Here is a 26,544-nt window from a genome sequence, read left to right on the forward strand (position 1 = left end):
CGAACCGTTGCGCGCATGGCGGAGCCGTGCCAGCGCAGGAGTGGGGACTGATGGAGAACGACAACAAGCGCGGCGGTTCGGGGCTCGATCGCCGCCATCTGCTCCAGGCGGGATTGGCCGCGGCCTTCGCCGCGCCGCTCGGCGCCTTCGGGGCAGCACAGGCCTTTGCGCCGCGCGCCATCGCGCCTGGCGTCGACTTCTCGGAGCTTCCGCTGTGCCGGACCGCATCTGATGCGCCCGCACTGACCGGTGCGCCGCGCAAGCTGAAGCTGTCGTGGAATGCCGGCGCGGTGTGCCTTGCGCCATTGCCCGTCGCGATCGAGCACGGCTTCTTCCAGAAGCAGAACCTCGACGTCGAGCTCGTCAACTATTCCGGCTCGACCGACCAGCTGCTCGAGGCGATCGCGACGGGAAAAAGCGACGCCGGCCTCGGCATGGCGCTGCGCTGGCTGAAGCCGCTGGAGCAGGGCTTTGACGTCAAGATCGCCGCCGGCACCCATGGCGGCTGCATGCGCGTTTTGACACGCGCCGATTCAGGGGTCGCAAAACTCGCCGATCTCAAGGGCAAGATCGTTGCCGTCGGCGATCTCGGCGGTCCCGACAAGAACTTCTTCTCCATCCAGCTGGCAAAGCTCGGCATCGATCCCAACAAGGACGTCGATTGGCGCGCCTATCCCGGCAATTTGCTCAACGTCGCCGTGGAGAAGGGCGAGGTGCAGGCGTTCCTATCGTCCGATCCGCTCGCCTATCTCTGGCTCAAGGACAGCCAGTACAAGGAGGTCGCCTCCAATCTCGACGGCGAATATCGCGACAAGAGCTGCTGCATCGTCGGCCTGCGCGGCAGCCTCGTGCGCGAGGAGCCGCAGGTCGCGCGCGCGATCACACAGGCGCTGCTCGATGCCGCGATGTTCACCGCGCAGAATCCGGTCGTGGCGGCAAAATCGTTCCAGCCCTATGCGCCGAAGGCGGCGACGCTCGCCGATATCGAGGGCATGGTGCGCTACCACACCCACCACCATCATCCCGTCGGCGACATCCTGAAGCGCGAGCTCAAGGCCTATGCCGACGATCTCAAGAGCGTGCAGGTGTTCAAGCAGAGCACCGACACGGCCAAATTCGCGGAGCGCATCTATGTCGACGTATTCGCTGTCTGACGGCCTTGCCTCCGGCGCGCCGCGTGTCTCGCGCGCGCCGCTGCTGGCGACCTGGTTGCGGGACTCCGGCGTCGGCGTTCTCGCCAGCCTCGCCTGGATCGCCTTTGGTCTCTCCTGCCTGTGGTGGGCGGATGTCGGCGACTGGTCGCGCACGCATTCGCTCGGCATCGCCGCCTTCGTCATCGCGGCGGTCGCGCTGTTCGGCACCGTCGGCGCCGATTATCTGGGATCGGCGGGAAGGGCGCTGCACAAGCGCGCGCCCTGGCTCGTCGCGCTCGGCGCGTTCCTGACCTTGTGGGAGCTCGCCACCGCAAAATTCGCCTGGCTGCCGTTGCCGTTCTTCCCGCCGCCGCAATCGATCATCGAGGTCTATACCGACGATCTGCCAAAACTGCTCGACAGCGTGTTCGCCTCGGTCAGGCTTCAGCTCGGCGGTTATCTCATCGGCGCGACGGTCGGCTTTCTCACCGGCGTCTCGATCGGCTGGTCGCGCGCGGTCGGCTATTGGGTGCATCCGGTGCTGCGCTTCATCGGCCCGCTGCCGGCGACCGCCTGGCTGCCGATCGCGTTCTTCACGTTCCCATCGAGCTGGAGTGCCTCGACCTTCCTGATCGCGCTGGCGACCGGATTTCCGGTGACCGTGTTGACCTGGTCGGGCGTCGCGAGCGTCAGCAACGCCTATTACGATGTCGCGCGCACGCTGGGCGCAAAGCCGTCCTTCCTGGTGCTGAAGGTCGCGATCCCCGCTGCGCTGCCGCACGTCTTCGTCGGCCTGTTCATGGGGCTCGGCTCGTCCTTCGCGGTGCTGGTCGTCGCCGAGATGATCGGCGTCAAGGCCGGCCTCGGCTGGTACCTGCAATGGGCGCAGGGCTGGGCCGCCTACGCCAACATGTATGCGGCGCTGATCGTGATGTCGCTGCTCTGCTCCGGCGCGATCACGCTGCTGTTTGCGATCCGCGACCGCCTGCTGGTCTGGCAGAAGGGGACCGTGAAATGGTAGCCGCAGCTGCATTGGCCGAGGCGATCACCCAGCCCGCCGCCGGCGCCGCGCTCGACATCGAGCAGGTCAGCCACGCCTTCGACATCGATGGTGCCGAGCTGCCTGTTCTCAGCGACGTCAGCATCGCGGTCGAGCCGGGCGAGTTCGTCGCGCTGCTCGGGCCCTCCGGCTGCGGCAAGTCGACCTTGCTGCGGCTCGTCGCCGGCCTCGACAAGCCCAAGGCGGGGACATTGCGCGAGGACGAGGCCCGCATCACCCGGCCGCATCCCTCGCGCGTGGTCGTGTTCCAGGACCCGACCCTGTTTCCCTGGCGGTCGGTCTGGGACAACGTCGCCCTGGGCCTCGAGGCCCAGGGCATTTTGAAGAGCCAGCGGCAGCGCGTCGACGATGCGCTCGATCTCGTTGGCTTGGCCTCGTTTCGCAATGCCTATCCGCATCAGCTCTCCGGCGGCATGGCGCAGCGCGTCGCGTTGGCGCGGGCGCTGGTCAATGATCCCAAGATCCTCATCCTCGACGAGCCGCTCGGCAAACTGGACTCGCTGACCCGCATCACGATGCAGGCCGAGCTGGTCTCGCTCTGGCAGCGCAAGGGCTTTACTACGCTCCTCGTTACGCACGATGCCGAGGAAGCGCTGGTGCTCGCCAACCGCGTCATCGTGTTCAGCGAGCGGCCCGCGCGCGTGAAGGCCGACATCCGTGTCGACCGGCCCTATCCGCGCCATCGCGGCGATCCGTACCTGGCCGATCTGCGCCGCCAGATCCTTAGCCTGCTGGGGCTGGACGCCACATGGTGACAACTGCAGCCAAGGGCCGCTCGCCGAATAGCGAGCCCGACTTCATCCAACGTGCCGAAGCGCTGCGCGAAGGTTTTGCCGCGCGTGCGGCCGAGCACGACCGCTCCGGCAGCTTTCCGTTCGAGAATTTTCGCGAGCTGTCCGAGGCGGGGCTGCTGTCGCTGACGGTGCCGGCGGCCCATGGCGGCGGCGGCGTGGGCGCGCGATCCGCTGCGAAAATCCTCGGCATCATCGGCAAGGCCGATGCGTCGACGGCGCTGGTGCTGTCGATGCATTACATCAACCATCTCGTGATGGCGCGGAGCCCGACCTGGCCGGCGCGGCTGTCGCGCAAGCTCGCGCGCGAGAGTGTCGAGGGCCTTGCACTCATCAACGCGCTGCGCGTCGAGCCGGAGCTCGGCTCACCCGCGCGCGGCGGCCTGCCGGCGACCATCGCACGGCGCACTGAGACCGGCTGGCGCCTGTCCGGTCACAAGGTCTACTCGACGGGATCGCCGATCCTGAAATGGTACCTGGTCTGGGCGCGGACCGACGAGGCCGAGCCGCGCGTCGGCCAGTTCCTGGTGCCGGCGGGCCTTCCGGGCACGCGCATCATCGAGACCTGGGATCATCACGGCCTGCGCGCCAGCGGCAGCCACGACGTCATCTTCGACGACGTGGTGATCCCGCTCGATGCCGAGGTCGATGTCCGAAAGCCCGCCGACTGGCGCGCGCCCGACGTCGCGCAGGCAACCGTGCACACCATTTTCGTCGCGGCGATCTATGACGGCATCGCGCGAGCGGCGCGCGACTGGCTGATCAGCTTCCTGAAGACGCGGGTGCCGGCCAATCTCGGCGCGCCGCTGGCGAGCCTGCCGCGCGCCCAGGAAATCCTCGGCGGCATCGAGGCGAAGCTCGCGGTCAACGCACGTTTGATCGACAGTTTTGCGTCCGATTTCGACGATGGCTTGCAGCTCAGCGCGATCGAGTCCAACATCGTCAAGCTGACGGTGACCAATAACGCCGTGGCCGCAGTGGAGGACGCTCTGTCGCTGACCAGCAATCACGGCCTGTCGCGCAAAAATCCGCTGGAGCGGCATTACCGCGACGTGCTCTGCGGCCGGGTCCACACGCCCCAGGACGACTTGACGAAAATCTCCGCCGGGCGCGCCGCGCTGGGCATCTGATCAATCCCAAATGGAGTTTCACTGATGTCCGTCGAGTTCATCGGCTTTATCGCCAACAGCAATGCTTCCGAGACCATCGTGCGCCAGGGTCCGGTGCTCGATCCCGCCTATATCGAGACGGTGGCGAAGGCGCATGAGCTCGCCGGCTTCGACCGCGCCCTGCTGGCGTTCCATTCGACGACGCCAGACGCGCTACAGGTCGCCCAGCATGTGCTGACCATCACGAAGAAGCTCAAGGTGATGATCGCGCAGCGCCCGGGCTTCACCGCGCCGACACTCTTGGCGCGCCAGCTCGCCACGCTGGACCAGCTCTATGACGGCCGCGTGTCGCTGCATGTCATCACCGGCGGCAACGCCATCGAGCTCCGCCAGGACGGCAACACGCTCGACGACAAGGACGCGCGCTACGTCCGCACCAGCGAGTTCCTCGACGTGGTGCGGCTGGAATGGACCAGCGAGAAGCCTTTCAACTACAGTGGCAAATATTACAACGTCGAGAATGGCTTCTCTCAGGTGAAGCCGGTTCAGAAGGGCGGCATCTACACCTTCGTCGGCGGCGGCTCGGATGCCGCGATCGAGGTCGCCGGCAAGCATGCCGATACATTCGCGCTGTGGGGCGAGTCATACGCGCAGGTGCGCGACGTCACTGCACGCGTTCATAATGCAGCCGTCAGGTACGGGCGGCCGACGCCGCGCTTCAGCCTGTCGGTGCGGCCGATCCTCGCCGACACCGAGGAGGCCGCCTGGAAGAAGGCGGAGGAGATCCTGGAACGTGCCACCGCGCTCCAGGACCAGACCGGCTACCGCAGGCCGAACCACGCCACTGACGGCGCCAAGCGGCTGTTGGCGCTCGCCGACCAGGGCGCGCGCATCGACAAGCGGCTGTGGACCGAGATCGCAAAGCTCACCGGCGCCAACAGCAACACCACGGCGCTGGTCGGCACGCCCGAACAGGTCGCCGAGGTCTTCGCCGATTACTACGATCTCGGCGTCAGCCATTTCCTGATCCGCGGCTTCGATCCGCTTCCGGATGCCATCGACTACGGCCGCGAGCTGATCCCGCTGACGCGCAAGTTGATCGCTGCACGCGACCAGCAGCGGGGGATCGCGGCAGAATGATCCGGTTCATTGTCGCTGCAGCCCTCGCGTTTGCGGGCGCTGATCTCGCCGGCGCGCAAACGACGCTTCGTGTCGGCGACCAAAAGGGCAATTCGCAGGCCGTGATGGAAGCGGCCGGCGTGCTCAAGGACGTGCCGTACAAGATCGAGTGGAAGGAATTTCCCGCGGCGGCCCCGCTGCTGGAGGCGCTCAGCGCCGGCGCGATCGAGACCGGGCTCGTTGGCGATGCGCCCTTCACCTTCGCTGCAGCCTCCGGTGCGCCGGTCAAGGCGATCGCGGCGATCCGCCAGACGCGCGAGGGGCTAGCGATCCTCGTGCCCGAGAACTCGCCGATCAGGAGCTTGGCCGACCTGCGGGGCAAGAAGATTGCGACCGGCCGCGGCTCGATCGGCCATCAGCTCATCCTTGCCGCGCTCGAGAAGAACGGCTGGAGCGCAAGCGACGTGCAGATCGCGTTCCTCGCCCCCTCCGACGCCAAGATCGCCTATATGCAAGGCTCGGTCGATGCCTGGTCGACCTGGGAGCCCTATGTGAGCCAGGAGGAGGTGCTGTTCAAATCGCGCCGCATCATCACCTCCGAGGGCCTGACACCGGGCCTCAGCTTCCAGGTCGCGCGGCTGGACGCCATTCACGACAAGCGCGCGGAGCTCACGGATTTCGTCCGGCGCCTGACCGCGGCGCGCGCGTGGTCGCTGAACAATATCGACGGCTATGCCGCGACCTGGGGCAGACTGATGAATATCCCGACCGCCGTTCCGCAGAACTGGCTCTCGCGCGCAAAGATCCGGATCGCGCCGATCGACGACGGCGTGGTCGCGGACGAGCAGAGCACGATCGACCTCTACTTCCGCTGGGGCCTGATCAAGCAGAAGCTGGATGCAGGCGAGATCGTGGACCGCTCGTTTGCGGATGCGATCGTGAGGGCGGGGCTGTAAGCGCAATTTCATGTTCCTGAACGCGGTACCTTCCCTCTCCCCTTGTGGGAGAGGGTGGCTCGCCGCGATAGCGGCGAGACGGGTGAGGGGTCTCTCTCCGTGAGTCCGGAAGCGTAGGGTGGGAAAGACGCACTTGCGCCGTGCCCACCATCTCTCCTCGATGACAGAAGCCGTGGGCACGCTTCGCTTTGCCCACCCTACGAGACTGCGGTCGCGGATAGATACCCCTCATCCGGCGCTTCGCGCCACCTTCTCCCACAAGGGGAGAAGGAAGAAGCTCTCTCACAGGCATTTCAAGGCCTCGTGAGAAAGGAGCACGTTCCAGCGCAATTGCCTTCCTCGAAAAATCCTGCTGCCTTCTCGGCTAGCGACAACAGCCCCATTGCTATTTGCACCGCCTCCCTTGCACCACGCCGAGCGCCGTCAAAAATCAATCCGACGACCACATCGGGAGACCGGCCATGGGCCTGCAAGAAACAAAAATCGAATCGCTTCCCTTCGTCACTGCCGAGCTCAACTATCTCGCGCCAACATCAGGCAAGCCGCGCACCTATGCCTTCGATCCGCCGCCCGGCGAGCCCAAGAGCACGTCGCTGCCGGAGCCGCATCAGGTGCCGATCTTCGATGCACGGCTGATTGCCGAGAACTTCTCGCTCGACCGCGAGGGCTTTGCGCTGGTGCGCCATCCGACGCAGGTGAAGGACTTTTACGACGACGAGGAAATCCGCACCGTCTACTATCCCGCCGTCGAGGCCTTCCTGCGCGCGACGCTGAAGGCGGATCGCGTCGTGATCTTCGATCACACCGTGCGCAAGCGCGTCGACGGCGCCGCTGACATTCGCGGCGGCGGGCCGCGCCAGCCGGCGACGCGCGTCCATGTCGACCAGACCGCCGTCTCCGGCGCCAACCGCGTGCGCGAGCATCTGCCAGATGAGGCCGAGGAGCTGCTGAAGGGCCGCGTGCAGGTGATCAATCTGTGGCGGCCGATCCGCGGACCCTTGCGCGATTCACCTATCGCAATGGCCGACGGCACCACGGTGGCGCCTGATGATCTCGTTGCCTCCGACCTGATCTATCCCAACCGCCGCGGTGAGACCTATTCGGTGAAGTACAATCCGAACCATCGTTGGTTCTATTTCCCCGAGATGACGGCGGACGAGGCGCTGTTGCTCAAATGCTATGATTCCGCAACCGACGGCCGCACGCGCTTCGGGCCGCACACCGCGTTCGTCGACCCGACCACGCCGCCGGATGCGGCACCGCGCGAGAGCATCGAGGTGCGAACGCTGGTTTTTCACAAATCGTAACAATGTGTGATGGCACTGCCGCGCATCGCGCGGCAGTGTTTTGGGAACTTAAGGGAACAACGCGACGTTTGCAGCGCCGGGCAGGGCAAACCGGGAGCGGTGCCGTGCAAGCGCAAACGACATTTTTGCTTTGTTTGACCTCATTTCTCGCCGTTATTTCAGTTGCACAGGCCGAAAGTGGACTGGCCTCCTATTACAGCTATGCGAAAGCCGGCCGGGGCGAATTGACCTGCGCCCACCGTACGCGGCCGTTCGGCAGCGTGCTCAAGGTGTCCTACAGCGGACGCACGATCGAGTGCCGCGTCAACGATCGCGGCCCCTTCATCCGCGGCCGTATCGTCGATCTCTCGGTGCCGGCCGCCCGCGCGCTCGGCATGATGAGCGCCGGCGTGGTGCGGGTCTCGGTGGAATAGCCAGGTAAGCGCGCTATAGTGTCGCCCAAAGGGTGAGGGGCGCTATGGCCAAAATCAGGGTTGGGCTCGTCGGCTGCGGCTTCGTGTCGGAGCTGCATATGTATGCGTTCCGGCGCGTCTATGGCGTCGATGTGGAGGTCGCGGCGGTGGCCGCGCGCGGCGACAAAGTTGTCGAATTCGCCCAGCATCACAATATTCCGCGCGTTTATCGCAGCTTTGCCGAATTGATCGCGGACCGCGAGCTCGATGTCATCGACATCTGCACTCCACCCAATCTGCATGCCGAGATGATCGTCGCCAGCATGCAGGCCGGCAAGCACGTGATCTGCGAAAAGCCGTTCGCGGGCTATTTCGGCCGCGAGGGGGACAAGCAGCCGATCGGCAGGCACGTGCCGAAGGCGCTGATGTATGAGCGCGTGCTGGAGGAGATGGACGCGACACGCGCGGCGATCGAGCGCACCGGCAAGCTCTTCATGTATGCCGAGGATTGGATCTATGCACCCGCGGTGACCAAGATCGCGGAGATCATCAAGGCGACCAAGGACAAGATCCTGTTCATGAAGGGCGAGGAGAGCCATTCCGGCTCGCATGCCGCGCATGCGGCGCAATGGGCGATGACCGGCGGCGGCTCGCTGATCCGCATGGGCTGCCACCCGCTCTCGGCCGTGCTCTATCTGAAGCAGGTCGAAGCCAAAGCGCGCGGCGAGAGCATCCATGTCGCCAGCGTGACTTGCGATGTCGGCAACGTCACGGCCGTCCTGAAGCCGGAGGAGCGCACCTATATCAAGGCCAATCCCGTCGATGTCGAGGATTGGGGCACGCTCACCGCGACTTTCTCCGACGGCACCAAGGCCACCGTGTTTTCCGGCGACATGATCATGGGCGGCGTGCGCAATTTGATCGAGACTTATACCTCCGGCGGCTCGCTGTTCGCCAACATCACGCCGAACACCCATCTGATGAGCTACCAGACCAGCGAAGAGAAGCTCGCCTCGGTCTACATTACCGAGAAGGTCGACCGCAAAACCGGCTGGCAATATGTCTGCCTGGAGGAGGAATGGACGCGCGGCTATTTGCAGGAGATCCAGGATTTCATGGAATGCGCCGCGAGCGGCCGGCAGCCGCTGTCGGATCTCGCGCTGGCCTATGAGACGATCAAGGTGAACTACGCCGGCTATTGGGCCGCGGAAGAGGGGCGGCGGGTGGTGCTGTAGGGGCGGTGGGTCCGCTGAACGAGCCGCGGGCTCGCTGCAAACCCTTCTCCCCTTGTGGGAGAAGGTGGCATAGGCCGCCTATGGCGGCCGTTCTTGAGAACGCCGAGGCTATGGCGCCGGATGAGGGGTCTCTCTCCGCGAGTTCGCTGCAACAGGTTCACGCGCGGAGAGAGACCCCTCACCCGTCTCGCCGCTATCGCCATAGCCGATGCAAAGCATCGGCGTTCTTAGGAAACGGCGGCCAAAGGCCGCCTATGCCACCCTCTCCCACAAGGGGAGAGGGGAAAGGCGACCGGTGTCGCCATCTACCAGGCCCCGACCGCGATCATGATCGCGATGGTCATGCACGAGAGACAGGCAATCGATGCAGTATAGAACTCGGGTGTGTTCAATGTTGCCTCCTGAACAAATGCGGCCTTTCTCAAAGGCCGCTGACGCGGGGAGAGGCGGCTATTTTCTGGTGCGGTTCAACTCGTCGTGCTGCGCGTCCATTTCGGCATCCGGATCGGCGAAGTCTTCGTCCGGCAGAACGAGTTCATCACGCTTGCCGGTGAGCAGAAGCTGTTTGCGCATTTCCGCCAGGCGGGCGCGGCAGAATTCCCTGTAGAGCAATTCGAGTATGGCGGGCATCTTCACCCCCATCGCTGGATTTCACGACCTGAGAAATTTTCTGATTCCGGCTGGACGGCCGTAATGCGAGCCGGTCCTGCGCGTGATGATCCTCGGCCTTAAATCGAATTAAGGCGTGAAAGCAGCGTGAAACGAGATGAGGGGGCAACACCGGATGAAGGGCCGTCGCCGCAAGTTAATCCGCGGGAAGTTCGCGCGTGACGAGAACCTCTCAGCACTTCGCCGATCTGGCGAGTTATTCACCACAAAGGGAGAGGCCCCACCGCCTCACGCCCCGTAGGTCGAGCCCTTCGGCAGCGGGAACACCGGATCCTGCGTGCGGATGTTGGTCGGCCACACCACCGAGATGTGCTCGCCGGCGTTCTGCATCACGACCGGCGTCGAGCGCTCGTTCTGTCCGGAGAGCGGCGTGCCCGGCGGGAAGAACTTGACGCCATAGCCCTGGATGGTGCCGCCGGCGGGAATGTCGACGTCGAGCGCGGCCTTGCGGATCGCTTCCGGCTCGAAGCTGCCGTATTTCTCCTTGGCGACGGGCAGCACGTTGTTGAGCAGCACCCAGGTCTGGTTGAAGCCCATCGAGCAGTGCGGCGGCACCTCGGTGGCGCCGGTCTTGGCCTTGTAGCGCGTGACCATCGCGTTGGTCAGATCGCCGATACCTGGCGCGAGCTTGGCCGGATCGAGCAGCTGTGCCGGCACCGGATCGATGTTGCAGAAATTGTCGATGTCGGCGCCAAAAGTGGCGCGCAGCTTGTCGAGCTGGCTGTAGCCGGCGCCGGCGCCGAACAGCATCTTGAAGCGCAATCCGCTCTCGCGCGCCTGGCGCAGGAACAGGGTGATGTCGGGATTGTAACCCGCATGCGAGATCACGTCGGCCTTGGCGCGCTTGATCTTGGTGACCAGCACCGAGAGATCGGGCGCGGAGGCCGAGTAGCCCTCGCGCAGCACCACCTGGATGCCGGCCTGCTTGGCATAGGCTTCGTCCGCGGCGGCGACGCCGACGCCATAGGGACCGTCTTCGTGGATCAGCGCGACCTTGACCTCCTTTGGGTCCATGCCGAGCTTGCCTTGCGCGTGTTCGGCGAGGAAGGCGGCGAAGGCCTGTCCGTATTGGTCCGAATGGATCTGCGCGCGAAACACGTATTGCAGGTTCTTGTCCTTGAACACGGCGGTCGAGACCGCGGTCGTGATCCAGAGGATCTTCTTCTGCTGCTCGACCTTGGCCGCGAGTGGCACCGCATGCGAGCTCGCATAGACGCCGTTGAGGATGTCGATCTTCTCCTGATTGATCAGGCGTTCGGCCTCGTTGATGGCAACGTCGGGTTTGCTCTGGGAATCCGCGGCGACCGGAGCAATCTTGTACTTGCCGCCGACACCGCCTTTCTCGTTGACGAGGTCGATCGCGATCTGTGCGCCGATCGACGAGGCGACCGAGCCGCCGGCGGCGAAGGGGCCGGTGAGGTCGTAGATCAGCCCGATGCGCAAATTCTCGGCTTGCGCCTGGGCCCTGGTCCAATCGAGGCTGAGTGCGGCGGCGGCAGCCGCCGAGCTCTTCAGCAGCTGTCTGCGTGAAGTCGGCATCCTATCCTCCCTCAAAACCCGTCTGTTGATCGGTCTTGTTGTTTTTTGCGAAGTATTTGGAGGGTGCGTGTGAAAGTCAACATGCAGCGCACCAGACAATTCGCAGTCGGCCGCGCGGCGCGGATGGCGCGAGCCGGCACTGCATCATCGTACGCCTGACGGATCAGAGAAACGGCGATGCCAAGGCCGGAGTTTCGACCAGCGCGTGAGCGGCATACTCGAGCGCAGATCTAATCTGCGCTCGCGTGGAAGGGCCGCAGATGCATACTCTGACGGCCTCGGGGGGCGGATCAGTCACGACAAAGGCGTCACTTGCGACGACGCCGACGCCGGTCTGCCGCATATGCTCCACGAAAGCCGAGCGCCTCCAGGGCGTGGGCAGCGCGACCCACAGGTTGAAGCTGAGGGGATCGCCCCGGTAGGACCCCTTGGGCAGGATTTCGGCCGCGAGCTTCTGCCGCGCCGAGGTCTCGGCGCGGATGAACCGCAACATCGTGTCCGCGGTGCCGTCTTCGATCCAGCGGGTCGCGATCGCCACGGTAAGGGGCGATGCCATCACGGTCGCGGACCGGAGCGCCGAGGCAAACGGCCAGGCCGAGCGCGTATCGGGCACGACGACATAGGCGGTGCGCAAGCCTGCTCCGATGCATTTTGCCAGTCCCGCAACGTGCCAGGTCAGATCGGGCGCGATCGCGGCGAAGGGCGCGTGGCCGTGGCCGTGCTCGGGAATGAAGCCGTAGGCGTCGTCCTCGATGATCGGCAGCTTGAAGCGTCGTGCAATCGCGACGATCTCGCGCCGTCGCGAGTCCGGAATCGTCAGGGTCGTCGGATTCTGCAGCGTCGGATTGAGGTAGATGGCCTTGGGCTTCAGCTTCTTGCAGGCATCGGTCAGCGCCTGCGGCTCAATGCCATCGTCATCCATCGGCAAGCCGACGAGCGTGATGCCGAGCTGCGCGGCGATGGACCTGATCCCGGGATAGGTGATGGCCTCGCACAGCACCACCTCGCCCGCCTTCGCAAGGATCGAGAGAATGCCGAGCAGCGCCGGATGTGCCCCCGGCGAGACGAAAATGCGGCTCTGCGCCGGCACCAGCGCACGGCGGCCGAGCCAGCTCGACGCGGCATCCTTGTCGGCCTGCGTGCCGCCAAAGCCCTGGTAGCGCAGCAGCGGGACAATGTCGCGCATCACATGCTCGACGCCTGCCTGCATGCGCTCGATCAACTCGGGATCATCAGGCTCCGGAGGCAGGTTCATCGACAGGTCGACGGGGCGAGGCGGAAAGTTTGTCGCAGAGCGCCGCAGCCGCGGCTTGTCGCGAACGAAGGTTCCCTGTCCAACCTTCGATTCAATGAGCCCGCGCTTCTGGGCCTCGACATAACCGCGCGCGACGGTGGTGAAATCGACATCGAGACGCTTGGCCAGTTTCCGCTGCGGCGGCAGGCGGTCGCCGATCACAAGCCGTCCGGCGGCGATATCATCGGCAATTGCGTCTGCGATGGCGAGATAGCGCGGCTTGTCGCTGCTCGAGAGATCGGGTCGCCAGTCGGCCATAGTTCAGTTCCGGTCAGTTACGTCAGCATAATTGACTGTATATTGTTGCAAGCGTCGAGGCAATTGCATCGCGTATTTTGGACTGCCTGCGGAGGCGTTCCGTCTGAGCGCTTTGCACACCGATCAGGCGCGCTGCCCAGCATTTTTCAGGCACTATTTTTCGAGCACAGCGCAAGCATAGCCAAATCCAGTCAGGTCTCCATTCAACATTGAATGCATAATTGAATGTAAATTGAATGGTTTGATGATTTGTCGTGCAGAAGGTCGCTTGGCACATTGATTGCAAAACCTGATCTCGATCCGGGAGGCCCGGACGTGAACAGGAGGTGTCTATGCCAGCAGTGAACATGCCCGCGCGTCAGAAGGGCGACTTTCTTGTCGACTATGAAGAGAAGGTTTTCGAGGACGTCAAAGCAAAGCCGGGTGAGAAGGCGCTGGTCACCTTCCACACCGTCGCGTTCGAAGGCTCCATCGGCCTCGTCAATATTCTCCAGGCGCTGCGCCTGAAGCGGAAGGGCTTTGAGACGTCGGTTCTGCTCTACGGTCCCGGTGTCACGCTCGGCATTCAGCGCGGCTTCCCGAAGATCGGCGACGAAGCCTTCCCCGGCGCGCAGAACTTCAACAACCAGCTCGCAAAATTCATGGACGAGGGCGGCAAGGTCTATGCCTGCCGGTTCGCGCTGCAGGCGCTTTACGGCCATGGCGAACCTTCACTCATTCCGGGTATCCGGCCGATCAATCCGCTCGATGTGCTCGACCTCATCCTGCTTCACCGCAGGGACGACGCGTTCATGATCCACACCTGGACCGTCTGACTTCGGCTCGCGCGACGGACGAGGGAGAATGCAGTGACAGCGAAACGCACGATCAGGGCTGGCGCGATTCAGATCGCGCCGGATCTGGATACGCCGACCGGAACGGTCGACCGGATCCTGGCGGCCATCGCGGAGGCGGCGGGCAAGGGAGTCCAGTTCGCCGTTTTTCCGGAGACGTTCGTTCCCTGGTATCCGTATTTCTCCTTTGTCCGTCCGCCGGTCCTCAGCGGCGCCGAGCACATCCAGCTCTACGACAACGCCGTCGTCGTGCCGGGTCCCGTCACAGACGCCATTGCGCAGGCGGCGAAGCGCCACGGCATGGTGGTGGTGCTCGGCGTCAACGAGCGCGATCACGGCTCGCTTTACAACACCCAGCTCGTGTTCGACGCGAACGGCGCGCTCGTCCTGAAGCGGCGCAAGATCACGCCGACCTTTCACGAGCGCATGATCTGGGGGCAGGGCGATGGCGCCGGCCTGAAGGTGGTCGAGACCGCGGTCGGTCGTGTCGGCGCGCTGGCGTGCTGGGAGCATTACAACCCGCTCGCCCGCTACGCGCTGATGGCCCAGCACGAGGAAATCCATGCGGCCCAGTTTCCGGGTTCGCTGGTCGGACAGGTCTTTGCCGACCAGATCGAGGTGACGATCCGGCATCATGCGCTGGAAAGCGGATGCTTCGTCGTCAATGCCACCGGCTGGCTGACCGAGGAGCAGATCGCGAAAATCTCGCCGGAGGAAGGCCTGCGCAAGGGCCTGCGCGGCGGCTGCATGACAGCGATCGTCTCACCGGAAGGCAACCATCTGGTGCCGCCGCTGACCAGCGGCGAGGGCATCCTTGTCGCCGATCTCGATCTCGCTCTGATCACCAAACGTAAGCGGATGATGGATTCTGTCGGCCACTACGCCCGGCCGGAGCTGCTTTCGCTGGTGCTGAACGACCGACCCGCGCGTCCGATGCACGGCTTTCACCCGAACCGCCTCATGTCCATTCCGGGAGACCAATCAGATGAGACCGCAGATGCCGCAACCCAAGGCGATCCCGACCGAGCAGCTGATCAACGAGTTGCAGTCCTTCGGAGTCCGGCTCGCTGATCCCAAGACCGGCGGAACGAGCCGCCGCGGCGGCGCCGGGCCCTCGGATCACACGGCGTTCACGATCGACGGCGCGACCGTGATGATTCCGGTCCACAACGCGCCGGCTTTCGAGAGCCCTTATCTCGTCGAGCGTCCCGACGAGGCCGGGCGAAGCCGCATCTCGCGCGACGGCGTGGTGCTCGCGGACGTCTCGTTTCCGTTGCGACCCAAATTCTACGACCGCACCACCGAGGACGGCGTCCCCTATTGGAAGATCGCGACCCTGCACGGGCGCGACGTTCTCGCCACCACCGTGCTCCAGACCTGCATTCGCTACCAGAGCCGCACCAAGACCTGCCAGTTCTGCGCCATCGGCCAGTCGCTCGCAGCCGGGCGTACGGTCGAGCGCAAGACGCCGGCACAACTCGCCGAAGTGGCCAAGGCGGCCGTCGAGCTCGACGGTGTCAGGCACATGGTGATGACCACGGGCACGCCGCACACGTCCGATCGCGGCGCCGGCATCCTTGCGGAGAGCGCGCAGGGCATCAAGGCCGCCGTCGATTTGCCTATCCAGGCGCAATGCGAACCGCCGGACGATTTCGCCTGGTTTCAGCGCATGAAGAGTTCAGGGGTCGACGCGCTCGGCATGCACCTGGAGGTCATCGGGCCCGCCGTGCGGCAAAGGATCATGCCGGGCAAGGCGCAGGTCCAGGTCGAGCAATACATGGAAGCATTCGCCGCGGCCGTGCCGGTCTTCGGCCGCGGTCAGGTCTCGACCTATATTCTGGCTGGCCTTGGCGACGAGCCTTCCGAGATTCTCGCGCTGTCGCGCCGGCTCATCGATATCGGCGTCTATCCCTTCGTCGTGCCGTTCGTGCCGATCGCCGGCACGCCGCTGGAGAGCCATCCGACGCCGTCTCCAGGGTTCATGCACGACATCCTGCGTCCGCTCGCCGAGATGCTGCGCGCCGGCGGCCTGCGCGCCACCGATATCAAGGCAGGCTGCGGCAAATGCGGCGCCTGCTCGGCCCTGTCCACTTACGAGCGCGGAGCACGTGCATGATCTTTGAGCCATTCAAGCCGTTCGTCGCGCCGGAGTTCCAGGTGAAATTCGCGACCGAAGCCTGGGAGCGTGGTGCCGCCGCAGCCTTGCGTCGCAAGGTGTTCTGCGAGGAGCAGGGCGTGTTTGCGGGTGATGATCGCGACGCGGTCGACGATTTCGCCATCCCGCTCGTGGCCGTGTCGCTGCTCGGCGTCGCCGAGGATGAAGTCGTCGGCACCGTGCGCATTCACCCCGATGACCACGAGACGGATGTGTGGTGGGGCTCCCGCCTTGCCGTCGAAAAAGGCTATCGCCGGCTCAGCGCGGTTGGCGCCGGCCTGATCCGGCTCGCGGTCTCCTCTGCCCATGCGCGCGGTTGCCGGCGCTTTCTTGCCAATGTGCAAAGTCAGAACGCGCTTCTGTTCCAGCACATGCATTGGCGCTCGCTCGGCGAATTCGAGCTCCATGGCCGGCCGCACCATCGCATGGAGGCCGATCTCGACCACTACCCGCCGTTCCGGACGCCCGAAACCGGCTTCCTGTCACTCGCAAAGCTGGCGGCCTGATCATGCTGACGGACGCCGCACTCGCAAGCCTTGCCGAGACGTTCCGCAAAAGCCGCGGCATCGCCGCCAAGGCCGACATTGCGGGTGTTGCGGCCGCGCTCGACCTCTCGAGCGGCGATGCCATCCCGGTGGGGGACGATTGCGCGGCGATCCCGGAGGGCGACGGCTATACCCTGTTCGCCATCGAAGGCTTCATGAACGAATTCGTCGCCGCCGACCCCTGGTTTGCGGGTTGGTGCGGCGCCATGGTCAACATCTCGGACGTCGCGGCAATGGGCGGACGGCCGACGGCCATCGTCAATGCGATCTGGTCCGATGGCGCGGATAAGGCCGCGCCCATTCTCGAAGGATTGAAAGCTGCCGCGAAGACTTTTGGTGTGCCCGTCATCGGCGGCCACACCAATGTGCGCAGCAACCAGAGCCAGTTTGCCGTCGCGATCCTGGGTCGCGCGAGGCGGCTTCTCACGAGCTTCGACGCGAGGCCCGGCGACAAGCTCGTTGCGGCGATCGATCTGCGCGGCCGCTACCGCGAGCCGTTCGCGAACTGGGAGGCTGCGACCGACGCACCCGCGGAGCGGCTGCGCGGCGATCTGGAGATCCTGCCGTCGATCGCCGAGGCGGGGCTCGCACGCGCAGCCAAGGACATCAGCCAGGGCGGCATCGTCGGAACCGCGGCGATGCTGGCCGAATGCTCGCAGGTCGCCATCACACTGGACGTCGAGGCGGTTCCGATTCCTGCCGGCGCGCCGCTCGAACGCTGGCTCCTGACGTTCCCGAGCTTCGGCTATCTCCTCTCGGCGAAGTCCGAAGATGTCGACGAGATCCTGTCGCGCTTCCAGCGGCGCGGCATTGCGGCAGCCGCGGTCGGAGACGTCAGCGCGGGGACGAGCGTCGACATTCGCGCCGCTTCCGGTCGCGCAACGGTCTGGGACTTCGCGGCGCAGCCCCTGATCGGATGTGCGCCAGGGCAGGGCTATCGGCAGCGGAGCGTGGCATGAGCGGAGGCTCGTCAAGGCTTCGCATTGCGATCCTCACGCACTCGACAAATCCGCGAGGCGGCGTGGTGCACGCGCTCGCGCTTGCGGACGCCCTGGCACATCTGGGACATCGGCCGGTCGTGCACGCGCCCGACCCACCAGGCAAAGGCTTCTTCCGCCGCAGCGTCGCGGCGACGCGCTCCGTGCCTGCATCGCCCGTCTCGGGCGACGTCGTTGCGATGGTCGAAACGCGCATCGCCGACTATGTCCGGCATTTCGGGGATGTGGCCAATCGGCAGTACGACGTCTTCCATGCCCAGGACGGCATCTCCGGCAATGCGCTCGCGATGCTGAAGCAGCGCGGCCTGATCCAACGCTATGTCCGCACCGTTCATCACATCGATGCATTCAAGGACGAACGGCTCCGCGAACTCGACCGTCGCTCGATCGTCCGCGCTGACAGCCTGTTCGTCGTCAGCCGGTTCTGGCAGGAGCACTTGAAGGCGGAGATGTCCCGCTCTGCAATATTGGTCGGCAATGGCGTCGACACGGGGCGATATTCGCCTGTCTCGTCACCCAGTGATCGGCTCCTGCGCGCCCGGCTCGGCCTCCGCGCAGGCCCGATCCTGCTGTCGATCGGCGGCGTCGAGCAGCGCAAGAATACGCTCGGCATTCTCGAGGCGTTCCGGCAGGTGCACGCCGTACATCGATCCGCGCAGCTCGTCATCGCCGGCGGGGCTTCGCTGCTGGACCATGGTGTCTATCGGCAGCAGTTCGAGTCACGGCTGCGCGATGCGGGACTGCCTGTTGGTGCGGTGATCGAGACGGGGCCGCTGATCGATGCCGACATGCCATCGCTCTTTCGCCTCGCGGATGTCTTGTTGTTCCCGTCCCTGCGCGAAGGCTTTGGCCTGGCCGTGCTCGAAGCGATGGCAAGCGGCGTGCCGGCCGTGGTCTCGCATACCGCACCGTTCACGGAATATCTCGGCCCGGACGATGCTGCCTGGTGCGATCCGCATCACGCAGGCTCGATCGCGGATGCCACCCTCAGCGCCCTCGCCGAGCCCCTGCGCTCACGCCTGATCGCGAATGGCGCGAGAGTCGCCCGGCATCATGACTGGAGTCGCACCGCCATGGCACACATGGCGACCTATCAGGATATGCGCGAGGTGCATTATGCCTGAGATGCGCTTCCACGTGCGCTGGCCCGATGAGCGGATCGAGGTCTGCTATTCGCCCTCGCTGGTCATCAAGGATCATTTCGTCGCCGGCACGACCTACACGCTCGACGACTTTCGCGAGCGCAGCCGCGTTGCCCTGACGATTGCGGCCGAGCGGGTCCGGGAGAAGTACGGCTTTCTCTGCTCGCGTGCGCTCGGGCAACTCGCGCGGATCGAGGCGACAGCCGTGCGGTTCGAGGCCACGCCTGGCGCTTCCGTCACTATCGTCTCGTTTGAAGAATAGCAGGAGCTGATCATGTCCGACCTTCACACACACTATCCGGTCGTCGTGATCGGCGGCGGCCAGGCCGGCCTTGCCATGAGCGCGCAACTCAAGGCGCGCGGCGTCGCCCATGTCGTGCTGGAGAAAAACACCATCGCGCATTCCTGGAAGACGCAGCGTTGGGACGCGTTTTGCCTCGTGACGCCGAACTGGCAATGCCGGCTTCCCGGCTTTCCTTACGCCGGCAGCGATCCGCATGGCTTCATGCTGCGTGACGAGATCGTCACCTACATCGAGGATTTCGCCAGGCACATCGATGCTCCGGTCCGCGAGGGCGTCGCCGTCACACGCCTCAGGCAGTCCGGTCGTGGCTTCATGCTCGAGACGACAATCGGCGAGATCGCTGCCGACAGCGTCGTGCTGGCCGTCAGCGGATATCACGTTCCGAAAGTGCTGCCGTTTGCGGACCGGCTCGATCCGTCGATCACGCAGATCCACTCTTCAGCCTACCGCAATCCGGAGCAGTTGCCGCCCGGCGAGATCCTCGTCGTTGGAAGCGGACAGTCGGGCTGCCAGATCGCCGAAGACCTGCATCTGGCCGGCCGCAAGGTGCATCTCGCCGTCGGCAGCGCGCCGCGGTGCCCGCGCTTCTATCGCGGCCGGGACGCCGTCGATTGGCTCGACGATCTCGGGCAGTACGACTTGCCCGTCGACAGGCATTCGCTAAAGGAAGGCGTTCGCAAGAATGCCAACCATTACCTGACCGGGCGAGACGGCGGCCGCGACATCGACCTGCGCAGGTTCGCGCTTGAGGGCATGAAGCTCTACGGTCGCCTCAAGGACGGCCGTGGGACGTCCTTGCAGCTTGGCGACGATCTCCAGGTCAATCTCGACAATGCCGATCGGGTCTACAACGGCATCTGCCGAATGATCGACGAGCACATCGTAAAGAACAGAATCGCCGCGCCCGTGACGCCTCACTATGAGCCCGTGTGGTCCCCCACTGCGGCGCCCACGGAGCTCGATCTCGCAGCGAGCGGCATCAGCAGCATCGTATGGACGACCGGCTTCCGGTCCGACTGGTCCTGGGTCGACCTGCCGATGTTCGATGGCACCGGTTATCCAACCCACAAGCGGGGCATCACGTCGGTCGACGGTGCCTATGTGGTCGGCCTGCCGTGGCTCTACACCTGGGGCTCGGGTCGGTTCGTCGGCATCGGTCGTGATGCAGAGTTCGTTGCAGACCATATCAAGGAGCGATCGAGCGCATCGCATGCCGACGCGTATCGAGCCGGCCGACGCGAGTTCTCGCAAGATGCCGCGCGAGAAGCCGTTTAACCTTGCGCGACTACGCGCCCTCAATAGGTGAGGCGAGGCGACCATGCCCGGGACAGGCCCATCACTGCTCCAGGCGGCGGGCAAGATAGCGCGCCGTCTTCCCGCTGCTCCTCCCATTGTTCTTGGCGACCTGATGCGGTGTGCCGGATGCGACGATCTTGCCGCCCTCGTCGCCGGCGCCGGGGCCGAGATCGATGATCCAGTCGCTGTGGGAGACGACATCCATGTCATGCTCGACCACGACCACGCTGTTGCCGGCCTCCACGATCCGGTCGAGCTGGGCGATCAGGCGCTCGACATCGCGTGGGTGAAGACCGGTGGTCGGCTCGTCCAGGACATAGAGCGTGTGCCCGCGTTGCGGACGCATCAGCTCGGTCGCCAGCTTGATGCGTTGCGCTTCGCCGCCGGACAATTCGGTGGCGGACTGACCGAGGCGGATATAGCCGAGGCCGACCTCGCGGACGACCGACAGCGACCGGTTCAGCGTGGCATCGCCCTCGAAGAAGTCGAAGGCCTCGTCGACGCGCATCGCCAGCACGTCCGCGATGGACTTTTCGCGGATCTTCACTTCCAGCGTCTTGTCATTGTAGCGCGCGCCCTTGCAGGTTGGGCAGGGCGCATAGACGCTGGGCAGGAACAGCAGTTCGACGCAAACGAACCCCTCGCCTTCGCAGGTCGCACACCGGCCCTTCGCGACATTGAACGAGAAACGCCCGGCATCGTAGCGGCGAGCCTTGGCCTGCGGCGTTGCCGCGAACAGTTTTCGCACATGGTCGAACAGGCCGGTATAGGTTGCAAGGTTCGATCGCGGCGTGCGGCCGATCGGCTTCTGGTCGACGACGACCAGGCGATCGATTTGATCTAGGCCGGCGACAATCCTGCCGCCCAATGTCGCGATCGTGGGCGCCAGGCTGTCATCCTCGGGATCGGCGGCAAGCGTGTGCCCGAGATGATCGGCCACGGCATCGACCAAGAACTGGCTGATCAGGCTCGATTTGCCGGAGCCAGATACGCCGGTGATGCCGGTGATCACGCCCAGCGGGATATCGACGTCGAGGCCTCGGAGATTGTTGCGGACCACACCCCTGATCTTCAAATGCCCTTTCGGCGCGCGGCGGGTCGTCGGCAGCTTCTTGCGCGGATGCGCGAGATAGGTCGCGGTTCGCGATTGCGCGATGCCGCCGAGCCCCGCGGGCGGCCCGCTATAGAGGATGCGTCCGCCACCCTCGCCAGCGTCGGGCCCGACATCGACCAGCCAGTCGGCATGCCGGATCACCTCGATCTCGTGCTCAACCACGAAGATTGAATTGCCCGCGCGCTTCAGCCGGTCCAGCGCCCGCAGCAGCGCCTCGGTGTCGGCGGGATGCAGGCCTGCGGACGGCTCGTCGAGCACGTAGACGACGCCGAACAGGTTGGAGCGGACTTGTGTCGCCAGCCGCAGACGCTGCAGCTCGCCCGGCGACAGCGTGGGAGTGCTGCGTTCGCAGGCGAGATAGCCGAGGCCAAGGTCGAGCAGGACGGCGAGGCGCGCCGACAGATCCTCGCAGATGCGCCGGGCGACGACGGCCTTCTCCGACTTGTCCGGCGATGTTTTTGCGAACGGCTTGATCAACTCGTGCAGCTGCTTGAGCGGCAAATGCGAGATCTCTGCGATGTTGAGCCCAGCGAACTTGACCTTGAGCGCCTCCGGCTTCAGCCGCGTGCCATGGCAGGTCGGGCAGTCCTGCGTGATCATGAACTGCGCGACGCGGCGCTTCATCATCGCGCTCTCGGACTTGGCGTAGGTCTGCATCACGTAGCGCTTGGCGCCGGTGAACGTGCCCTGGTAGCTCGGCTCCTCCTTGCGGCGCAGCGCCCGTTTGACCTCGGCGGCGTCGTAGCCGGCATAGACCGGAACGGTCGGCTGCTCCTCGGTGAACAAGATCCAGTCGCGGTCCTTCCTGGGCAGCTCGCGCCAGGGCTTGTCGACGTCGTAGCCCAGCGTCGTCAGGATGTCCCGGAGGTTCTGGCCCTGCCAGGCGCTCGGCCAGGCGGCGATGGCGCGCTCGCGGATCGTCTTGGTGTCGTCGGGCACCATGGACTTTTCGGTGACGTCGAGCATCCGGCCGATACCGTGGCAGGTCGGGCAGGCGCCCTCCGGCGTGTTCGGCGAAAATGCCTCCGCATAGAGCATCGGCTGCCCGCGCGGATAATCGCCGGCACGGGAATAAAGCATCCTGAGCAGGTTGGAGATCGTCGTTACGCTACCGACGGACGATCGCGTCGTCGGCGCTCCCCGCTGCTGCTGGAGTGCGACGGCAGGCGGCAGCCCTTCGATGTCGTCGACTTCAGGAATCTGCATCTGGTGGAAGAGGCGTCGCGCATAGGGCGACACCGATTCCAGATAGCGCCGCTGCGCCTCGGCGTAGATCGTCCCAAAGGCGAGCGAGGATTTTCCGGAGCCTGATACGCCCGTGAACACGACGAGGGCGTTGCGCGGAATCTTGACGTCGACGTTCCCAAGGTTGTGCTCGCGCGCGCCCCGGACCCGAACGAAGCCGTCATCCTGCATCAGACTGTCAGTTTGCTTTGGTCGATCGTCCATTTGGCTTCTCCGGCCCCATCCGGGCATTAACGGCAAGATCGCAGGATGGGTCCTTTGATGCCAGCGGGCCGGTTACGTTCTGCACAAAGCGAAGGCCCGCCGCGGTGCTGGCGGCGGGCCTTGCGGAGTGTTGGGCTGCCGGCAGCGCGCCGGCGCCGGGCGTTACTGCGACAACTTCACGAAGTTCGGAAACTTCAGCTTGCCTTCGGCGATCTTCTCGGGCCAGACCACGACCTGCTTCTGATCCTGCCACTGGAAGACGAGGCCGGTCACCGCGCCCGGGCCGGACTTGAGGCCGTGAGTGAACTCGTCGTCCTTGCCGTAGAACTGGATGCGGCCGATCGTGCCCTCGTAATCGGTCTTCTCGAGCTCGGCCACCATCTTGTCGGGATCGGTCGAGCCCGCGCGCTTGATCGCTTCCGTGATGAAGTACACCTCGTCATAGGCGGTGTAGCCGGTATAGGCCGGCGGCGTGCCGAACTTGGCCTTGAAGGCGGCCGCGAACGGTTTTGTCTTGGAGGTCACGGCGACGTCCGGGGTGGCCACTGCGAGCGACGGCACACCGTCGGCGGCGCCATTGGTGTCCTTCCAGAAGGTCGGGCTCAGCGCCTGCGCGCTGATGCCGAACATCGGGATCGGCACCTGCTGGTTCTTCCACTGCACGGTCGGCTGCACGCCGACATGCGAGATGCCGGTGACGATCACGTCGGGCTTCTTGCTCTCGATGTTGTTGAAGATCGGCGTGAAGTCGGTGGTATCGGGCGAGAAGCGGACGTGCTCGACGACCTTCAGGCCCGCCTTGGGCAGGCAGGCCTCGTAGCCGACGTCGAGCGGCTTGGTCCAGGCGGCGTCCTCGCTCATGATCGCGACGGTCTTGAACTTGAGCTTGTCCACCAGCAGGTCCTTGGCGGCGTCGCAGACGAGCTGGGCCTGGGCGGCCGAGGTCAGATAGCCGTGGAAGGTGTACTTGTTCTTCTCGTAGTCGTTGTGGATCGCTTTGGTGATCTCGTTCGAGGCGGCGCCCGGGGTGATCAGCGGCATCTTCAGCCGCGCCGCCCAGGGCTCGAGCGCGAGAACGACCTCGGAGATGTAGCTCGCGATCACGGCCGAGACCTTGTCCTCGCTCACTGCGCGCTGGAAGGCGCGCACGGAGTCGGCCGAGGAGCTCTTGTTGTCATAGGTGACGATCTCGACCTTGCGGCCGAGGATGCCGCCCTTGGCGTTGATCTCGTCCGCGGCGATCTGCGCGCCGCCCGGGGTTGCGGCGCCCGCGATCGACTGCACCTCCGCGATGACGCCGATCTTGATCGGATCGTTCGATTGCGCGTAGGCCGGGGCGGCAAGGCACAGTGCCAGCGCCGAGGCGATGAAGCTGCCGCTGAGAACTGAAGATCGCATGGTCGTTTCCCTTTCTATGCTTTTTGTTGATGTCGAGGACTTACAGAAAATCGGCGCCGGCCTCCGCCGCGAAGCGGCCGGGATCGCCTTCCCAGACGATCCGGGCATGCTCCAGCACGTAGACGCGATCGGCATGCGGCAGCGCGAAGGTCACGTTCTGCTCGCCGAGCAGCACCGTGATCGACGTTGTCTGCCGCAGCTTCGTCAGGGCCTTGGACAATTGCTCGAGGATGACGGGCGCAAGGCCCAGCGTCGGCTCGTCCAGGATCAGGATCTGCGGCTGCATCATCAGCGCGCGGCCGATCGCGAGCATCTGCTGCTCGCCGCCGGAGAGCGTCTGCGCCATCTGACCCTGGCGTTCCTTGAGGATCGGGAACAGCTCGAACAGCCAGGCGAGCTGCACGGCGCGCTTGTCGTCGGAAAGATGCTGCCCGCCGAGATCGAGATTCTCCCGCACGCTCATCTCGCCGAACAGCTCGCGCGATTCTGGGCACTGCACGAGACCGCTGCGAGCGATCTTGGCAGGAGACGTGCCGCGCAGCTTGTCGCCGCCGCGCACGATCTCGCCGGTGTAGGGCAGGAAGCCGGAGATGGTGTTGAACAGCGTGGTCTTGCCGGCGCCGTTGAGGCCGACAACGGAGACGAACTCGCCCTCGTGGACGTGGATCGAGACGTTCTCCAGCGCCTGCGCCTTGCCATAGAACACGCTAACATTCTCGACCTGGAGCAGCGGCACCTTGTCCTTGAAGCTGGTCTCGGGCCGCGCATGGGTCTCGATGGCGCCACCGAGATAGACCCGGCGCACGGTCTCGTTTCGCATGACGTCCTCGGCCTTGCCGGTGACGATCTCCTCGCCGAGATACATCGCGAGCACGCGGTCGACCAGCGCTGCGACGCTCTTGACGTTGTGGTCGACCAGCATCACGGCGCGGCCCTCGTCGCGAAAGCTGCGGATCAGGTCGGAGAAGATATCGACCTCGGCCCGCGTCAGGCCGGCAAAGGGCTCGTCCACCAGCACGACTTTTGGATCGCGCGCGATGGCCTTGGCGAGCTCGAGCCTGCGCAGGTCGGCAAAGGGCAGCGTCGGCGGACGGCGGTTCATGACGTTGCCGAGTCCGACGCGGTCGGCGATCCATTTGGCGCGCTCGACCAGCGCCTTGTCCGGGAACAGCATGAACAGGCTGTCCGGCAGCAGCGCCACCATGATGTTCTCCAGCACCGTCTGTCGGTTCAGCGGCCGCGAGTGCTGGAACACCATGCCAAAACCCTTGCGCGCGATCTTGTGCGCGGGCAGGCCGGCGACGTTCTCGCCCTCGAAGATCACCTCGCCCGCGGTCGGGCGCTCGATGCCCATCACGCTCTTCATCGCGGTCGACTTGCCCGAGCCGTTCGGCCCGATCAGGCCAAAGATCTCGCCGCCACTGACCTCGAAGCCGAGGTTCTTGACCGCCGTTAGTCCGCCGAAGCGTTTTGTCAGGCCGTGAACTTCGAGCACGGCCCGATTTGAAAGTCTCATATCCATCACGAGCGAGCCTCGCGCGAGAGGGCCGCTCCGAGGAAGCCGCCGGGGAAGAACAGCACGACGAGCAGCGCGACTGCCGAGACGATGAAGGTCGCAAGCTCGCCGGTCGGCCGCAAAAATTCGCCGGCGACAATCAGGAAGATCGCGCCCAGCGCAGCGCCGAGCACGGTGCGCCGGCCGCCGAGCACGGCCGAGACGATGACGTTCACGCCGACCGCGACGTCGACGACGGTGCCGACCGAGGCGGTGCCGAAGTAGAACACCAGCAGTGCGCCTGATAGCCCCGAGAAGAACGCCGAGACGATGAAGGCGGCGAGCTTGTGCTTGACGATGTTGAAGCCGAGCGCGCCGGCCTGCACCGGATCCTGGCCGCTCGCCTGCAGCACGAGTCCAACAGGCGATTGCGACAGGCCATAGAGGATCGCCGCCGAGATTGTCATGAAGCCGAGCGCGATCCAGTAATTGGCGCCGGAATTGATGGTGATGACATCGGGGATGGTCAGGCCGATCTCGCCGCCGGTGAGGTCGGCGAACACCACGATGAAGTTCTGCAGCATCAAGACCGCGACCAGCGTGGTCAGGCCGAAATAGGGCCCGCGCACCCGCAGCGCCGGCAATGCCAGCACAAGGCCGGCGATGACCGAGGCCAGCGCACCGAGCACGATGCAGAGATAGACCGACCAGCCGAACTGGTTGTTCAAGATGCCGGCGGTGTAGGCGCCGACGCCGATCAGGAAGGTCGGACCGAAATTGACCTCCCCGGCGAAGCCGAACAGCAAATCCCAGGCCATCGCGAACACACCGAAATAGAACGCGACGGTGAGCAGGCCGAGCACATAGCCGGAGACGTAGAGCGGCAGCGTCGCCGCGATGATGACGAGGGCCAGCGAGACGAAGAACAGCCGCGAGGTGAAGAAGGTGGACAT

24 protein-coding genes are annotated in these 26,544 nt (G+C 64.9%); 17 read left to right on the forward strand and 7 right to left on the reverse strand.

All coding sequences use genetic code 11. The features are described from left to right. Nucleotides 1-50 precede the first annotated feature (50 nt). The 9 genes from AAFG16_RS12595 to AAFG16_RS12635 all read left to right on the forward strand — a co-directional run bounded on the left by AAFG16_RS12595 (nucleotide 51) and on the right by AAFG16_RS12635 (nucleotide 9,102). The gene (locus tag AAFG16_RS12595) at nucleotides 51-1,154 is read left to right on the forward strand and encodes an ABC transporter substrate-binding protein (protein WP_342740900.1); all 1,104 of its coding nucleotides are present in this window, start codon (nucleotides 51-53) and stop codon (nucleotides 1,152-1,154) included. After that, nucleotides 1,132-2,154: an ABC transporter permease subunit gene (locus AAFG16_RS12600; RefSeq protein ID WP_342739341.1), complete on the forward strand. Its 1,023-nt coding sequence runs from the start codon at nucleotides 1,132-1,134 to the stop codon at nucleotides 2,152-2,154. The genes AAFG16_RS12595 and AAFG16_RS12600 overlap by 23 nt, the downstream gene beginning before the upstream one ends. After that, nucleotides 2,148-2,948: an ABC transporter ATP-binding protein gene (locus AAFG16_RS12605; RefSeq protein ID WP_342739342.1), complete on the forward strand. Its 801-nt coding sequence runs from the start codon at nucleotides 2,148-2,150 to the stop codon at nucleotides 2,946-2,948. Before AAFG16_RS12600 ends, AAFG16_RS12605 begins: the two co-directional genes overlap by 7 nt. Then, the gene (locus AAFG16_RS12610; RefSeq protein WP_342739343.1) at nucleotides 2,942-4,114 is read left to right on the forward strand and encodes an acyl-CoA dehydrogenase family protein; all 1,173 of its coding nucleotides are present in this window, start codon (nucleotides 2,942-2,944) and stop codon (nucleotides 4,112-4,114) included. The genes AAFG16_RS12605 and AAFG16_RS12610 overlap by 7 nt, the downstream gene beginning before the upstream one ends. A gap of 24 nt (nucleotides 4,115-4,138) precedes the next feature. Beyond that, nucleotides 4,139-5,233, forward strand: coding sequence for an LLM class flavin-dependent oxidoreductase (locus AAFG16_RS12615; protein ID WP_342739344.1), 1,095 nt, complete (start codon nucleotides 4,139-4,141; stop codon nucleotides 5,231-5,233). Then, nucleotides 5,230-6,168 (forward strand): ABC transporter substrate-binding protein, encoded by a 939-nt coding sequence (locus tag AAFG16_RS12620; protein WP_342739345.1) that lies wholly within the window; start codon nucleotides 5,230-5,232, stop codon nucleotides 6,166-6,168. Before AAFG16_RS12615 ends, AAFG16_RS12620 begins: the two co-directional genes overlap by 4 nt. Nucleotides 6,169-6,629: 461 nt before the next feature. Then, nucleotides 6,630-7,475 (forward strand): CmcJ/NvfI family oxidoreductase, encoded by an 846-nt coding sequence (locus tag AAFG16_RS12625; protein ID WP_342739346.1) that lies wholly within the window; start codon nucleotides 6,630-6,632, stop codon nucleotides 7,473-7,475. Between the two features lie 104 nt (nucleotides 7,476-7,579). Beyond that, nucleotides 7,580-7,888: a septal ring lytic transglycosylase RlpA family protein gene (locus AAFG16_RS12630; protein ID WP_342739347.1), complete on the forward strand. Its 309-nt coding sequence runs from the start codon at nucleotides 7,580-7,582 to the stop codon at nucleotides 7,886-7,888. Nucleotides 7,889-7,932: 44 nt separating this feature from the next. Further along, nucleotides 7,933-9,102, forward strand: coding sequence for a Gfo/Idh/MocA family oxidoreductase (locus tag AAFG16_RS12635; protein WP_342739348.1), 1,170 nt, complete (start codon nucleotides 7,933-7,935; stop codon nucleotides 9,100-9,102). Nucleotides 9,103-9,552: 450 nt separating this feature from the next. On the opposite strand, the gene AAFG16_RS12640 is transcribed toward AAFG16_RS12635, so the two are convergent. From AAFG16_RS12640 to AAFG16_RS12650, 3 genes are all read right to left on the reverse strand, one after another. Next, the gene (locus AAFG16_RS12640) at nucleotides 9,553-9,732 is read right to left on the reverse strand and encodes a hypothetical protein (protein ID WP_283084854.1); all 180 of its coding nucleotides are present in this window, start codon (nucleotides 9,730-9,732) and stop codon (nucleotides 9,553-9,555) included. A gap of 267 nt (nucleotides 9,733-9,999) precedes the next feature. Then, nucleotides 10,000-11,310 (reverse strand): ABC transporter substrate-binding protein, encoded by a 1,311-nt coding sequence (locus AAFG16_RS12645; RefSeq protein ID WP_342739349.1) that lies wholly within the window; start codon nucleotides 11,308-11,310, stop codon nucleotides 10,000-10,002. Nucleotides 11,311-11,473: 163 nt separating this feature from the next. Beyond that, nucleotides 11,474-12,862, reverse strand: coding sequence for a PLP-dependent aminotransferase family protein (locus tag AAFG16_RS12650; protein ID WP_342739350.1), 1,389 nt, complete (start codon nucleotides 12,860-12,862; stop codon nucleotides 11,474-11,476). A gap of 332 nt (nucleotides 12,863-13,194) precedes the next feature. Here AAFG16_RS12650 and AAFG16_RS12655 point away from each other — a divergent pair, with 332 nt between their 5' ends. The 8 genes from AAFG16_RS12655 to AAFG16_RS12690 are packed head-to-tail and all read left to right on the forward strand — an operon-like array spanning nucleotide 13,195 to nucleotide 20,114. Beyond that, nucleotides 13,195-13,677, forward strand: a complete 483-nt coding sequence (locus AAFG16_RS12655; RefSeq protein ID WP_027526573.1) for an MSMEG_0572/Sll0783 family nitrogen starvation response protein — start codon at nucleotides 13,195-13,197, stop codon at nucleotides 13,675-13,677. A 33-nt stretch (nucleotides 13,678-13,710) separates the two neighbouring features. Continuing rightward, the gene (locus AAFG16_RS12660) at nucleotides 13,711-14,766 is read left to right on the forward strand and encodes a Nit6803 family nitrilase (RefSeq protein ID WP_342739351.1); all 1,056 of its coding nucleotides are present in this window, start codon (nucleotides 13,711-13,713) and stop codon (nucleotides 14,764-14,766) included. After that, on the forward strand, nucleotides 14,693-15,811 hold the full coding sequence (locus AAFG16_RS12665; protein ID WP_342739352.1) for an MSMEG_0568 family radical SAM protein: 1,119 nt from the start codon (nucleotides 14,693-14,695) through the stop codon (nucleotides 15,809-15,811). The genes AAFG16_RS12660 and AAFG16_RS12665 overlap by 74 nt, the downstream gene beginning before the upstream one ends. Continuing rightward, nucleotides 15,808-16,356, forward strand: a complete 549-nt coding sequence (locus AAFG16_RS12670; RefSeq protein ID WP_342739353.1) for an MSMEG_0567/Sll0786 family nitrogen starvation N-acetyltransferase — start codon at nucleotides 15,808-15,810, stop codon at nucleotides 16,354-16,356. The genes AAFG16_RS12665 and AAFG16_RS12670 overlap by 4 nt, the downstream gene beginning before the upstream one ends. Before the next feature lie 2 nt (nucleotides 16,357-16,358). After that, on the forward strand, nucleotides 16,359-17,354 hold the full coding sequence (locus AAFG16_RS12675; protein ID WP_342739354.1) for a sll0787 family AIR synthase-like protein: 996 nt from the start codon (nucleotides 16,359-16,361) through the stop codon (nucleotides 17,352-17,354). Continuing rightward, entirely contained in the window at nucleotides 17,351-18,517 is a 1,167-nt protein-coding gene (locus tag AAFG16_RS12680) for an MSMEG_0565 family glycosyltransferase (protein WP_342739355.1), read from the forward strand. The genes AAFG16_RS12675 and AAFG16_RS12680 overlap by 4 nt, the downstream gene beginning before the upstream one ends. Continuing rightward, entirely contained in the window at nucleotides 18,510-18,797 is a 288-nt protein-coding gene (locus AAFG16_RS12685; RefSeq protein ID WP_342739356.1) for an MSMEG_0570 family nitrogen starvation response protein, read from the forward strand. Before AAFG16_RS12680 ends, AAFG16_RS12685 begins: the two co-directional genes overlap by 8 nt. Before the next feature lie 12 nt (nucleotides 18,798-18,809). Beyond that, nucleotides 18,810-20,114, forward strand: coding sequence for an MSMEG_0569 family flavin-dependent oxidoreductase (locus AAFG16_RS12690; protein WP_342739357.1), 1,305 nt, complete (start codon nucleotides 18,810-18,812; stop codon nucleotides 20,112-20,114). 61 nt (nucleotides 20,115-20,175) lie between these two features. Here AAFG16_RS12690 and uvrA read toward each other — a convergent pair whose 3' ends face one another. The 4 genes from uvrA to AAFG16_RS12710 form a co-directional block, all read right to left on the reverse strand. Continuing rightward, nucleotides 20,176-22,698: an excinuclease ABC subunit UvrA gene (uvrA, locus tag AAFG16_RS12695; RefSeq protein ID WP_342739358.1), complete on the reverse strand. Its 2,523-nt coding sequence runs from the start codon at nucleotides 22,696-22,698 to the stop codon at nucleotides 20,176-20,178. A 162-nt stretch (nucleotides 22,699-22,860) separates the two neighbouring features. Then, the gene (locus tag AAFG16_RS12700; protein ID WP_283084864.1) at nucleotides 22,861-24,096 is read right to left on the reverse strand and encodes an ABC transporter substrate-binding protein; all 1,236 of its coding nucleotides are present in this window, start codon (nucleotides 24,094-24,096) and stop codon (nucleotides 22,861-22,863) included. A gap of 40 nt (nucleotides 24,097-24,136) precedes the next feature. Next, complete coding sequence (locus tag AAFG16_RS12705) at nucleotides 24,137-25,618, reverse strand: ATP-binding cassette domain-containing protein (protein ID WP_342739359.1); 1,482 nt, start codon at nucleotides 25,616-25,618, stop codon at nucleotides 24,137-24,139. Continuing rightward, nucleotides 25,618-26,544: a branched-chain amino acid ABC transporter permease gene (locus AAFG16_RS12710; RefSeq protein WP_342739360.1), complete on the reverse strand. Its 927-nt coding sequence runs from the start codon at nucleotides 26,542-26,544 to the stop codon at nucleotides 25,618-25,620. The genes AAFG16_RS12705 and AAFG16_RS12710 overlap by 1 nt, the downstream gene beginning before the upstream one ends.

Origin of the sequence: Bradyrhizobium sp. B117 (assembly GCF_038969555.1) — a bacterium.
GTDB lineage: Bacteria > Pseudomonadota > Alphaproteobacteria > Rhizobiales > Xanthobacteraceae > Bradyrhizobium.

What these genes read in the sequence shown, in the direction of transcription:
- AAFG16_RS12600 (WP_342739341.1), top strand. Translation starts at nt 1,132, where the DNA reads ATGTCGACGTATTCGCTGTCTGACGGCCTTGCCTCCGGCGCGCCGCGT.
- AAFG16_RS12645 (WP_342739349.1), bottom strand. Translation starts at nt 11,310, where the DNA reads ATGCCGACTTCACGCAGACAGCTGCTGAAGAGCTCGGCGGCTGCCGCC.
- AAFG16_RS12655 (WP_027526573.1), top strand. Translation starts at nt 13,195, where the DNA reads ATGCCAGCAGTGAACATGCCCGCGCGTCAGAAGGGCGACTTTCTTGTC.
- AAFG16_RS12710 (WP_342739360.1), bottom strand. Translation starts at nt 26,544, where the DNA reads ATGTCCACCTTCTTCACCTCGCGGCTGTTCTTCGTCTCGCTGGCCCTC.
- AAFG16_RS12700 (WP_283084864.1), bottom strand. Translation starts at nt 24,096, where the DNA reads ATGCGATCTTCAGTTCTCAGCGGCAGCTTCATCGCCTCGGCGCTGGCA.
- AAFG16_RS12635 (WP_342739348.1), top strand. Translation starts at nt 7,933, where the DNA reads ATGGCCAAAATCAGGGTTGGGCTCGTCGGCTGCGGCTTCGTGTCGGAG.
- uvrA (WP_342739358.1), bottom strand. Translation starts at nt 22,698, where the DNA reads ATGGACGATCGACCAAAGCAAACTGACAGTCTGATGCAGGATGACGGC.
- AAFG16_RS12640 (WP_283084854.1), bottom strand. Translation starts at nt 9,732, where the DNA reads ATGCCCGCCATACTCGAATTGCTCTACAGGGAATTCTGCCGCGCCCGC.
- AAFG16_RS12605 (WP_342739342.1), top strand. Translation starts at nt 2,148, where the DNA reads ATGGTAGCCGCAGCTGCATTGGCCGAGGCGATCACCCAGCCCGCCGCC.
- AAFG16_RS12615 (WP_342739344.1), top strand. Translation starts at nt 4,139, where the DNA reads ATGTCCGTCGAGTTCATCGGCTTTATCGCCAACAGCAATGCTTCCGAG.
- AAFG16_RS12675 (WP_342739354.1), top strand. Translation starts at nt 16,359, where the DNA reads ATGCTGACGGACGCCGCACTCGCAAGCCTTGCCGAGACGTTCCGCAAA.
- AAFG16_RS12680 (WP_342739355.1), top strand. Translation starts at nt 17,351, where the DNA reads ATGAGCGGAGGCTCGTCAAGGCTTCGCATTGCGATCCTCACGCACTCG.
- AAFG16_RS12620 (WP_342739345.1), top strand. Translation starts at nt 5,230, where the DNA reads ATGATCCGGTTCATTGTCGCTGCAGCCCTCGCGTTTGCGGGCGCTGAT.
- AAFG16_RS12705 (WP_342739359.1), bottom strand. Translation starts at nt 25,618, where the DNA reads ATGGATATGAGACTTTCAAATCGGGCCGTGCTCGAAGTTCACGGCCTG.
- AAFG16_RS12595 (WP_342740900.1), top strand. Translation starts at nt 51, where the DNA reads ATGGAGAACGACAACAAGCGCGGCGGTTCGGGGCTCGATCGCCGCCAT.
- AAFG16_RS12685 (WP_342739356.1), top strand. Translation starts at nt 18,510, where the DNA reads ATGCCTGAGATGCGCTTCCACGTGCGCTGGCCCGATGAGCGGATCGAG.
- AAFG16_RS12670 (WP_342739353.1), top strand. Translation starts at nt 15,808, where the DNA reads ATGATCTTTGAGCCATTCAAGCCGTTCGTCGCGCCGGAGTTCCAGGTG.
- AAFG16_RS12665 (WP_342739352.1), top strand. Translation starts at nt 14,693, where the DNA reads ATGCCGCAACCCAAGGCGATCCCGACCGAGCAGCTGATCAACGAGTTG.
- AAFG16_RS12625 (WP_342739346.1), top strand. Translation starts at nt 6,630, where the DNA reads ATGGGCCTGCAAGAAACAAAAATCGAATCGCTTCCCTTCGTCACTGCC.
- AAFG16_RS12610 (WP_342739343.1), top strand. Translation starts at nt 2,942, where the DNA reads ATGGTGACAACTGCAGCCAAGGGCCGCTCGCCGAATAGCGAGCCCGAC.
- AAFG16_RS12650 (WP_342739350.1), bottom strand. Translation starts at nt 12,862, where the DNA reads ATGGCCGACTGGCGACCCGATCTCTCGAGCAGCGACAAGCCGCGCTAT.
- AAFG16_RS12690 (WP_342739357.1), top strand. Translation starts at nt 18,810, where the DNA reads ATGTCCGACCTTCACACACACTATCCGGTCGTCGTGATCGGCGGCGGC.